Below are 9,987 nucleotides of genomic sequence, written 5' to 3'. Positions count from 1 at the left end.
GTCGGAACCCGCCGTTTGGCCACCCGCTTGCAGGAAGTTAGACGCCGACCGCTGGAAACCCGTGCCAGCCAGCACCGATACCTTGTGGCTGCCGAACTGCTGCTGATAGGTGAGCGTGTTGTCGGTCACCCAGGTGAACTGATCGCTGCTGATGGCCAACGCCTCGGCCCGGCCGTTGCGGGCAATTACGTAGCTCGGCACGTAGCGCTGCTGGCGGTCGGCGAGGTAGTCGATGCCGAAGGTGGTGCGGAAGCTCAGGTTTTTAAGGATGGCGTACTCGGCGTACAAGTTGGTGACTACCCGCTTCTGGTTGCTCTTGGCCTGGATTTCTTCGGCCAGCATCACCGGGTTTTCATTCAGGAGAGGGTCGAGCGGATAAGTGCCGTCATCGTTGCGAACGGGCAGGTTGGGGCTGCGTATAAGAGCGTTGGCTAAGATAGAGAAGCCACTGAAATCATTGGCCACTCGGTTTTGCAGGGCGTTGCTAAGCAGTGTACTAGTGCCGATTTTCAGCTTGTCAGTGGCTTTGTAGTCGAGGTTGACGCGCAGGTTGTAGCGTTGGTAAGCCTGGCCGATGACGGTACCTTTCTGGTTGAAGTACCCCAGCGAAGCAAAGGTGCTCACTCGCTCGTTGCCACCCGCCACCGACAGATTGTAGTTGCTGATGGGGGCCGTGCGGAAAATCTGATCTTGCCAATCGGTGTTGATGCCCGTGGGAGTCACTTGATTGAAAGGCGTCTCTGTGAGCGGGTTACGTCCCCGGTTGACGAGCGACTCGCGCAGCAACTCGACAAACTGATCGCCGTTGAGTAGGTCGAGCCGCTTGTTCACGCGCTGTACGCCCGTGTAGGAGTCGAAGTTGAACCTTGCCTTGCCCGCCTTGCCGCGCTTGGTAGTAATCAGCACCACGCCGTTGCTGCCCCGCGCCCCGTAGATGGCCGCCGCCGCCGCATCTTTCAGGATGTCGATGCTCTCGATGTCGTTGGGGTTGATGTCGGCCAGGGCCGATTGTCGCTGTCCGCCCGCGTCGAGTACCGTGCCGCCAAAGTTGTTGAGCGGCACACCGTCCACCACGTAAAGGGGACGCGTTTCGCCGAGCAGCGACGCTGTGCCGCGAATGCGGATGAAAATTTCCCCGGCGGGCGTACCGGAGTTTTGTACTACCTGCACCCCGGCGGCCTTGCCCTGTAGTAGGGCGTCGGGACTTGTTACGGGTTGATTTTGCAGGTCTTTGGCTTTCAGCGAAGCAATGGAACTGGTCAGATCGCCCTGCTGCGCGGTGCCGTAACCTACGACCACCACTTCATCCAGGGCTTTCAAATCGGGGGCCAGCGTCACGTCCAGCGTACTTTGATTGCCCGTCTCCCTTTCCTGCGACACGTAGCCTACGAACGAGAATACCAGCACGCCGCCCGCATCGGGAACAGTAAGCGCGTAGCGTCCCTCCGCATCGGTTGTGGTGCCGCGTCCGCTGCCCTTCAAGGTCACGGACACGCCGGGAAGAGGCAGAGAATTGTCGGAAGCCGTGACCGTACCCGAAATGCGGCGTTCCACTACGGCAGATGCTTTGGCGGATGCCGCTGGCAGCGCAGAAAGCACATAAACCGTCGGGCTGATTTTTTCATACTGAACCCCCAAAGGCGTGAGCAAAGCCGACAAGGCGGCTGGCAGATTATCGGCCGTGGGCATTTTCACGGTGGGCTGGCTGTCGAGCAAACGACTGTCGTACCCAAATCGCACCGAAAAGCGGTCTTCAAGAGTTTTCAACGCCTGTCGCAGCGGCACTGCTGCCCGCTGGGGGGATTTGTCGGTACTGGTTTGCGCGTTGCGCTGACTCGCCAGCAGGGTTTGCGCCATACCCGGCGAGGGCAGACTCCCAGCCAGCAACGCACAGGCAAGGGCAAAATGCTTCATAGATAGTTGTAGTTTTTTCATACAAAAAAGATAGAAATAGTTAGTGGCCCGCCGCTATACGGATTGTCTTGTCAGATTGAGTAATGGAAAGGGAAAAGGCTTTGGATAAGGCTTTTAACAATATGTCCATATTGGCGTCGGGAAGTCGGGCCGTGAGCCGTCGTTTGGGCAGATCAGCGTCGGCGAACTGCACGGAATAGCCATAGTTTTCCTCGATGAGCCGCGCTACCTCCGAGAGCGGCGTTTCGTCGAACACCAGTTCGTCGGATACCCAGGCCAGGTGTTTATCCGTTTCAGTCTGGCTGCTGAACGTAAGGTTTTGTTCATCGGCAATTTCTGCCAAATCGCCGGGCAGCATATCCAGCGTCCGAATTGGCTGGGCATCCGGGTGTTTCAAATCCAGCACCTTTAACCGGATGTGGCCTTCGTTCAAAACTACCTTCACGCGCTTATTTCGGGTCGAAACGTCAAACTGCGTCCCCAAAACTTCCACCGCCACATTATTGGCTCGCACCACAAACTTGACGGGCTGCCCGGCGAGGCGCTTTTTGCTAACCTGAAAAAAAGCTTCCCCGCGCAGCGACACCTCCCGCCGGGTGGCGGTCCAATGGACGACCTGTAAAGCTGAATTGGCGTTGAGCATCACGACCGAACCATCGGGCAGAACCAACCGCTTCCGCTGACCGAAAGGGGTCGAATGGTCGTCCACTTTATCAATAGGAGAGGAAGTTTCTTGCGCTACCGATGCAATGGCGGAATCGGGCTTAGGCATCCCATTGTAAAGCCAAAGCCCCAGCAGGCTGAGCAGCGCCACCGAAGCAGCGGCAAGCCAGGAGGGGAATCTACCTAATAATAAATGAGAATGAAGCGGTTTTTCCATAATCTCGGTTGATGGCTCGTTACTCGCCAAGCGTGCTTGTACCTGAATCAATTCGGCGGCTATTTCGCTATCGGAGAGCTTGTGGCGAGGCAGCGCGTCCAATTGGTGTACCAGACGGGTGGCCTCCCGAAAGACTGCCGCCTGTTCAGGATGCCGCGCCAGCCAGGCCGCCCAGCGTTGCTCGGCTAACGGGTCGGTGCGGCGCACATAGTGCCGGAAGGTAGGGTCATCGACCAGGTGAAGGGGGTCGGTAATGCGTTCATCCATTGGCTTTTTTTTCCACAGGACGAAAAGCCAAAGATTTTTTACCTGTTTTTTCTAAAAATATTTCAGAAAAAACAGGATAGACAGAAGTAACTCTGCCCGGTAGAAAGGTACTTTGGCTACGGTTTGGCGGAGTTGCTGAAGTCCCTGATGGACGAGGTTGTACACTGTACGCTCTTTGACACCCATTGCGTCGGCGATATCGGCATAGTCCATTTCGGCGAAATAGCGCAGATAAACGGCTTCGCGCTGGCGAGGTGGGAGTGCATCGAGAAGGGCCGTAAGTCGATAGGACGTCTGTTCGGTAGGGTTGGAGAAGGAAAGATCTGGAATAGCATCGACCGCCCCCCCGGCGTCAGTCAGGCGAATCACCCGTCTGGAACGACGATCACGGCGTTGAGCATCTATGATCCGGTTCCGTAGTGATACCAGCAGATAAGCCCGCACCGACTGTAAGCTGTGCCAATTATCGCGACTGTTCCAGAAAGTCAGGAACACCTCCTGGATGCAGTCTTTGGTAAAAGCTTGATCGCCGCTGTTCAGTTTCATACCATAGTCATAGAGCGCGTTATAATGCGTTCGCATGAGGTGAGAAAACTGCTCGGCTTGATCAGACGTATTCACGTGAAAATGACTAAGTCATAGTGTTATTAGCAAAGCAGAAGACGTAGACTGCATGAACATACTGATGAATTTGTCAAATGTTAGTATGCACTATTATTCCTCTTGTTTCCTTAAATTTGGACTTGATCTATAATAAACTCACCTTCATGATGCCTCGAAACGTTGCGAATACTGTATTTCAAATCGCTACTGGTATTGCCAGCCTACTTCTAATATTGCTCGTCGGCTGTACCAAACCCGCTACTACTACCACCACTGCGGCAAACGACAGAAAAGATAAACCCAATGTGGTCTTCTTCCTCGTAGACGACTTGGGCTGGACGGACATCGGGGCCTTCGGCAGCCGTAGCGACGGACCGAGCTTCTACGAAACGCCAAATGTGGATGCTTTAACGGCCAAGGGGATGAAATTCACCAACGCCTACGCGGCCTGCCCCGTCTGCTCGCCAACGCGCGCCAGCATCATGAGCGGTAAGTACCCCGCCCGCATGAACACCACCGATTGGTTCGGCGCGCCGCAACCCACGACGGTGAGCAAGCACTGGACGAAAGGCAAACCGCTCCTGCCCGCCGAGTACCTGGAAAATCTTCCGCTGGCCGAAACGACGCTGGCCGAAGCATTCAAAAGCAACGGCTACGGCACCTTCTTTGCCGGAAAGTGGCACTTAGGTGAGTCAGACGAATTCTGGCCGGAGCATCAAGGCTTCGACGTCAACAAAGGCGGTTGGACGGTCGGCTCACCACGAGGTGGCTACTTCGCACCTTACGACAATCCCCGCCTCACCAGCGGCCCCGACGGCGAACACCTGCCCGACCGTCTGGCACGAGAGACGGTCGCCTACATTACCGAAAACAAGGACAAACCCTTCCTCGCTTATCTTTCCTTTTACTCCGTCCACACTCCGTTGCAGGCGCCAAAAGATTTGATTGAAAAATATGAGGCTAAAAAGAAAAAGCTAGGGCTGGATGACCAATGGGGCCAGGAGGGCGACAACAAGGCGCGACTTGTCCAGTGTCTGCCCGTGTACGCCGCGATGGTCGAAAGCATGGACAAAGCGGTGGGCAAAGTTCTGGACGCCTTGAAAGCGAACGGCCTGGACAAAAATACCATCGTCGTCTTCATGTCTGACAACGGCGGACTGGCCACGGCCGAGGGCCACCCCACTTCCAATCTGCCGCTACGGGCCGGGAAGGGCTGGCTTTACGAAGGCGGCATCCGCGAGCCGATGGTTATCCATTGGCCAGGCGTAACGAAAGCCGGGTCGATCACTGACCAGGAAATGATCAGCACCGACTTCTACCCCACCCTACTCGACATGGCCGGGCTGCCCGCGTTGCCAAAGCAGCACGTCGATGGCGTGAGTTTGGTACCCGCTTTGAAAGGCAAAAAAATGAACCGTGGGCCGATATTCTGGCATTACCCACATTACGGCAACCAAGGCGGTTCGCCCGGCTCGGCAGTGCGCTACGGCGACTGGAAGCTGATCGAGTGGTTTGAGCCAGGGCGGGGGCTAGAACTCTATGACCTCAAAACCGATATTGGTGAGCAGAATAACCTGGCCGACAAGAATCCAGGCAAAACGCTGCAACTGCACACGATTTTGCAGAACTGGCGGCAGGATGTCGGGGCCAGGTTGCCGAGCAAAAATCCGATGGCGGCGCAGAAATGACCGAACTCAACCAATACATTTCCTCTTACTTTGGTGTAAAATCCGAGAGTCTCGAAAAGATCGCCTCACTTTTTCACAACGCACACCTGGACAAAGGGGATTTTATGCTCAAAACCGGGCATTCCTGCGATCAACTCAGTTTTATCCGCTCGGGTTTGCTTCGAATTTTTGTCACGACTGAGCGTGGCGATGAAGTCACCCAATGGATTTCCACGCAGGGCTATTTCGTCACCGACTTGTCGGGTTTTATCTTCGACACGCCCGCCCGCTGGACCATCCAGGCCCTGAGCGATGCTGAACTTTTCACTATCAGCCAGGCAGATTACCAATCCATTGGAAGCCTGGTTCCGGAGTGGCACGAATTTGAGTTGCGCTTTATCACCCGCTGCTTCACCACCATGGAAGACCGGATCTTCACGCACCTTTCCATGACCGCCGAAGAACGGTATTGGGCTTTTTTTGAAAACAATAAAGAGTTGTTCAACCAGGTACCCTTGCAGTACATCGCTTCGATGCTCGGGATGACACCAGAGACGTTTAGCCGAATCAGAAAAAAGGCCAGTTTGTGATTTCTTGATATTTGTCAAGAGCCTTCAGTAGCAGAAGTCGGAATTTTGTGGTGTTCAAATTGACAACCAAAATTCTAACCATCGCAATCATGGCCAAAGAACTCAAAACCCAAATTCGCATCGAAGCGTCCCCCGCCCAGGTTTGGGCCGTCCTCACCGACTTTGAAAAATATCCCGACTGGAACCCCTTTATCAAATCCCTGACGGGCCAGGTAGCCGTGGGCAAAACCATCAAGGCCCGTCTCGAACCGCCCGGCGGCAACGGCATGACCTTCACGCCCAAAGTTTTGGCCTTTGAAAAAAACAAAGAATTTCGCTGGCTTGGAAACTTGTTCATCAAAGGACTTTTCGACGGCGAACACCGCTTTGAACTGACTGATAACGGCGACGGTAGCACCACTCTGGTACAAAGCGAGCAATTCGCTGGCATCCTGGTGCCTCTGTTCAACAAAATGATCGAGGTCAACACACGAAATGGCTTCGAGGCGATGAACCAGAAGTTGAAGGAACGAGTAGAGAAGGAAAAGAAGCAGTCCTAAACCCGCTCCAATTTATATGGATATACTCCACCCGCATTCCACTGGCAGACGTAGAGGTTCTTGTCATTGTCCACGCAGACGTCGTGGCAATGCTTGAACACGGGCTGTTCTTGTAGCAGCAGGTCCAACTTACCTTCTCGATAGACGGGCGCGTTGCCGCCGGGATTGGAAACTACCTTATTGTTTTTATCCAAAATCGTCACAAACCCCCGGTTCAGCTTGGGATTGTAATCGCCGGGCGTCATCCCGAAGCAGATGCCCGAATACAGGTTATCGCCATCGAACACGGGGCGGCTGACGTAAGCTCCCGGCAGGTAGTAAGTTTCCAGGTATTTGCCTTCGAGCGTGAAGCGCTTGAAGGCATTTTTCATGCGGGCCGTACAAATCAGGGTGGGGTTGGACTTATCGCGGTAGTCGATCGCTACGCCGTGGGCTTGTTTGAATTTGGCTTCCTGCAAAAAACTGTCGCCGCCGAATTTCGAGATGAACTTGCCCTTGGCATCGTAGCGGAGAATGAATTGCGATCCGTAGCCATCGGCGACGTAGATGCCGCCGTTCGGGCCGACGGCCGTTTCGGTGGGAATGAACTTACTGAACTCATCGTAAATACCTTCGCTGCGCGGATTTTTCAACTCCATCACGATTTTGCCGGACAGCGTGGATTTGATCACTCGACCCGAGGAAATGTCGGTAATGTACAGGAATTCTTCCCCGCCTTCGTCGTGGAGCGTGAGGCCGTGCGCGCCTTTCAAATTAAGTGTCCAGTGGTCCAGTAGTTTCCCCGAAGGGTCATAGATCAGGATGTTGTTTTTCGGTTCGTCGGTGAGCATGAATAGCCGCCTGCTGCGCGTCTGCACCATTTCGTGGCAATTGTTGACGGGATATTTTCCCGAATCCAGGACGCCCCACCCTTGGTGAACGCGGTAGCGGAAATCGCCGTGACCAGTAATTTCGTCTGACAGTTTGGGTTTTGCTTTTATGATATAGAATGGAAAAGCCTTGGCTATCAGGGTAGTGCTTCCAGTAGCTAAGAATTCTCTGCGGGTTTGCTTCATATATCCCGTTTTACCTCACGGCACCGGCCGCCCGGCCCTGCCCCTCTCCTTTGAGGAGAGGGATTCAATCTGTATTAAGATAAAATATCATGCACCACCTTGCCGTGTACGTCCGTCAAGCGGAAGCGACGGCCTTGATGCTTAAAGGTCAACTGCTCATGGTCAATACCAAGAATGTGCAGCAGCGTAGCCTGAAAGTCGTGGACGTGGACGCCGTTCTCGGCAACGTTGTAGCTAAAATCGTCCGTTTTGCCATAAACTATGCCCGCTTTGACGCCTGCCCCCGCCATCCACATCGTGAAAGCGCCGGGATGGTGGTCGCGACCGTAATTGGTGGGCGTGAGCCGGCCCTGTGAGAAGCTAGTCCGGCCAAATTCTCCACCCCACACTATCAGCGTGTCATCGAGCAAGCCCCTTTGTTTAAGATCCTGAATGAGTGCCGCGTTGGCGCGGTCGGTTTGCATAGCCTGGTTTTTCATGCCACCCGGCAAGCCGCCGTGGTGGTCCCAGCCCATGTGGTAGAGTTGGATGAATTTGACATCTTTCTCGGCCAGTTTGCGGGCTTGCAAACAGTTGGCGGCATAGGTTCCGGGTCTGCGAGCGTCTTCGCCGTAAAGCTCATAAATGTAGTCGGGTTCGTCGGCAGTAGAAACGGCCTCGGGAACGGACGCCTGCATTTTGTAAGCCATTTCGTACTGACTGATCTTGGAATGAATTTCGGGATCGCCCCAAACGTCGAACTGATGTTCGTTCATGGATTTGATAAAATCCAACTGCTCGCGGCGGTCGTTTTCGTGGACGCCGTAAGGGTTTTGCAAATAAAGTACGGGTTCGTTCCCCGCCCGGAACTGCACTCCCTGATGGTGCGAGGGCAAAAAACCGTTGCCCCAGGCCGCCGAACTGAGCGGCTGCGCCCCGCCGCCTTTTGAGATCATCACTACGAAACCCGGCAAATTCTGGTTATCTGAACCCAGTCCGTAGCTTAACCACGAACCGATGGATGGTCGCCCGGTCTGTTGCGACCCGGTTTGTACCAGCATCACAGCGGGCTCGTGATTGATGGCGTCGGTGTACATCGAATTGACAATGCACAAATCATCGACGATGGCCGCCGTGTAGGGAAACAGCTCCGACACCCAGGCCCCCGATTGCCCGTATTGCTGGAAATCGTAAATGGATTTGACGAGCGGAAAGCTCGACTGCCCGGCCACCATACCCGAGTTGCGTTGGGTACTTTTTATAGAATCAGGAATTTCCTGCCCGTGCCATTTGGCGAGTTCAGGTTTGTAGTCGTACGATTCCAACTGCGACGGCCCGCCACTCTGGAACAGATAAATGACCCGCTTGGCCCTGGGCGGAAAGTGGCAAGTACCCAACAAGCCGTTTTCGGGCCGCTCGACAACCTTCTTATTCCCCCCGCCAAAGCTGGAAGAATGCAGCAAACTGCCCAAAGCCAGCGAGCCGAAACCCAGTGAGGCCGTTTTCAGAAACCCCCGGCGGGATTCCATGAGGTTCATTGCACGTCTAAGTTCATTCATGGTAATGTATTATGTAGAGTCGCGATTTACCGCGTCTGGCGTCGAATAGAGAAAGTAAGGAACCATTCAGGAATCGGTATAAACCACACCATACTTAATTCCTAGAATACCCCTCCGACGTATTCATCAATCCGTTGATAACAAAGGCCAAAGCTGCCGTTCCGGCGGGGTCGAGACTGAGATTCCGTTCAGACTCTCCGGTTTCAAGATAGGCGATGGCGTCTTCTTTTCTTAAGTCGTATTTTTCTTTCTGTTTTAGATAAAAATCGTTCATCATCTTCTGCTCCTTGGCGTCAGGTTTTCGGCCTAAGAGGATGCGGAAGGCTTTGTTAAGTTGCTTTTCGGTTTGTGGTTCTTGCGTTTTGATTTTCTCGGCCAACACGCAAGCGGCTTCGATGAATTGTGGGCCGTTAAGCAAAACCAGAGCTTGCAATGGCGTACTGGTCGAACGTCGTTTAACGGTACAGAAGGTACGGTCGGTGGCGTCGAAAATCATCATCGTGGGCGGCGGCGAGGTGCGCTTCCAGATGGTGTACAGACTGCGGCGATAGAGGCCGTCGCCCGGTTCCTGTAAGTACTTGTAACGCCAAACCTTGTTTGATATCTCATCCCAAAGCCCAGGCGGCTGGTAAGGATAAACGCTCTTACCTCCTTTCTTATCGACGAGCAGGCCACTTACTGCCAAAGCATTGTCCCGAATCATTTCGGCAGAAAGTCGGAAGGCCGGCCCACGCGCCAGCAAATCGTTTTCGGGATCAGTCTCGAATAGCGCGGGCCTGATTACGGACGACTGCTGGTAGGTAGCCGACAGCATGATCTGCCTGTGCAATTGCTTCATGTCCCAGCCCGACTCCACGAACGACGTTGCCAGGTAATCCAACAGTCCGGGATTGATGGGCAAAGCACCCTGATTGCCAAAATCGTCCGGCGTTTT

Annotated in this window: 9 protein-coding genes; 3 read left to right on the top strand and 6 right to left on the bottom strand. The window is 54.2% G+C overall.

Annotated elements, in window-relative coordinates:
* From ACEW8P_RS21540 to ACEW8P_RS21530, 3 genes are all read right to left on the bottom strand, one after another.
* Positions 1-1,914: SusC/RagA family TonB-linked outer membrane protein (locus tag ACEW8P_RS21540; RefSeq protein ID WP_373515133.1), on the bottom strand; the 1,914-nt coding region annotated here is incomplete at its 3' end.
* Positions 1,915-1,954: 40 nt separating this feature from the next.
* Entirely contained in the window at positions 1,955-3,061 is a 1,107-nt protein-coding gene (locus ACEW8P_RS21535; RefSeq protein WP_373515132.1) for a FecR family protein, read from the bottom strand.
* 51 nt (positions 3,062-3,112) lie between these two features.
* Positions 3,113-3,682, bottom strand: coding sequence for an RNA polymerase sigma factor (locus tag ACEW8P_RS21530; protein ID WP_373515131.1), 570 nt, complete (start codon positions 3,680-3,682; stop codon positions 3,113-3,115).
* A gap of 146 nt (positions 3,683-3,828) precedes the next feature.
* Between ACEW8P_RS21530 and ACEW8P_RS21525 the strand changes: the two genes are divergently transcribed.
* The 3 genes from ACEW8P_RS21525 (at position 3,829) to ACEW8P_RS21515 (ending at position 6,460) form a co-directional block, all read left to right on the top strand.
* Positions 3,829-5,352: a sulfatase gene (locus ACEW8P_RS21525; RefSeq protein ID WP_373515130.1), complete on the top strand. Its 1,524-nt coding sequence runs from the start codon at positions 3,829-3,831 to the stop codon at positions 5,350-5,352.
* A complete protein-coding gene (locus tag ACEW8P_RS21520; RefSeq protein WP_373515129.1) occupies positions 5,349-5,921 on the top strand; it encodes a Crp/Fnr family transcriptional regulator in 573 nt (190 codons plus the stop codon). The genes ACEW8P_RS21525 and ACEW8P_RS21520 overlap by 4 nt, the downstream gene beginning before the upstream one ends.
* Positions 5,922-6,010: 89 nt before the next feature.
* On the top strand, positions 6,011-6,460 hold the full coding sequence (locus tag ACEW8P_RS21515; protein WP_373515128.1) for an SRPBCC family protein: 450 nt from the start codon (positions 6,011-6,013) through the stop codon (positions 6,458-6,460).
* On the opposite strand, the gene ACEW8P_RS21510 is transcribed toward ACEW8P_RS21515, so the two are convergent.
* The 3 genes from ACEW8P_RS21510 to ACEW8P_RS21500 form a co-directional block, all read right to left on the bottom strand.
* Complete coding sequence (locus tag ACEW8P_RS21510) at positions 6,457-7,515, bottom strand: 6-bladed beta-propeller (RefSeq protein ID WP_373515127.1); 1,059 nt, start codon at positions 7,513-7,515, stop codon at positions 6,457-6,459. The two genes, ACEW8P_RS21515 and ACEW8P_RS21510, sit on opposite strands and share 4 nt — an antisense overlap.
* 74 nt (positions 7,516-7,589) lie before the next feature.
* Positions 7,590-9,053 (bottom strand): DUF1501 domain-containing protein, encoded by a 1,464-nt coding sequence (locus ACEW8P_RS21505; RefSeq protein ID WP_373515126.1) that lies wholly within the window; start codon positions 9,051-9,053, stop codon positions 7,590-7,592.
* 94 nt (positions 9,054-9,147) lie between these two features.
* On the bottom strand, positions 9,148-9,987 hold an 840-nt coding region (locus tag ACEW8P_RS21500; protein ID WP_373515125.1), incomplete at its 5' end, for a DUF1553 domain-containing protein.

It is taken from the genome of Persicitalea sp., assembly GCF_041751555.1.
In the GTDB taxonomy this organism is placed as follows: domain Bacteria; phylum Bacteroidota; class Bacteroidia; order Cytophagales; family Spirosomataceae; genus Persicitalea.
The sequence above is the reverse complement of the archived record's forward strand: the minus strand, read 5'-3'. Positions and strand labels throughout refer to the sequence as shown.

Excerpts from the sequence above, each read along its gene's own strand:
- ACEW8P_RS21525 (WP_373515130.1), top strand. The coding sequence starts at position 3,829 with ATGATGCCTCGAAACGTTGCGAATACTGTATTTCAAATCGCTACTGGT.
- ACEW8P_RS21520 (WP_373515129.1), top strand. The coding sequence starts at position 5,349 with ATGACCGAACTCAACCAATACATTTCCTCTTACTTTGGTGTAAAATCC.
- ACEW8P_RS21510 (WP_373515127.1), bottom strand. The coding sequence starts at position 7,515 with ATGAAGCAAACCCGCAGAGAATTCTTAGCTACTGGAAGCACTACCCTG.
- ACEW8P_RS21505 (WP_373515126.1), bottom strand. The coding sequence starts at position 9,053 with ATGAATGAACTTAGACGTGCAATGAACCTCATGGAATCCCGCCGGGGG.
- ACEW8P_RS21535 (WP_373515132.1), bottom strand. The coding sequence starts at position 3,061 with ATGGATGAACGCATTACCGACCCCCTTCACCTGGTCGATGACCCTACC.
- ACEW8P_RS21515 (WP_373515128.1), top strand. The coding sequence starts at position 6,011 with ATGGCCAAAGAACTCAAAACCCAAATTCGCATCGAAGCGTCCCCCGCC.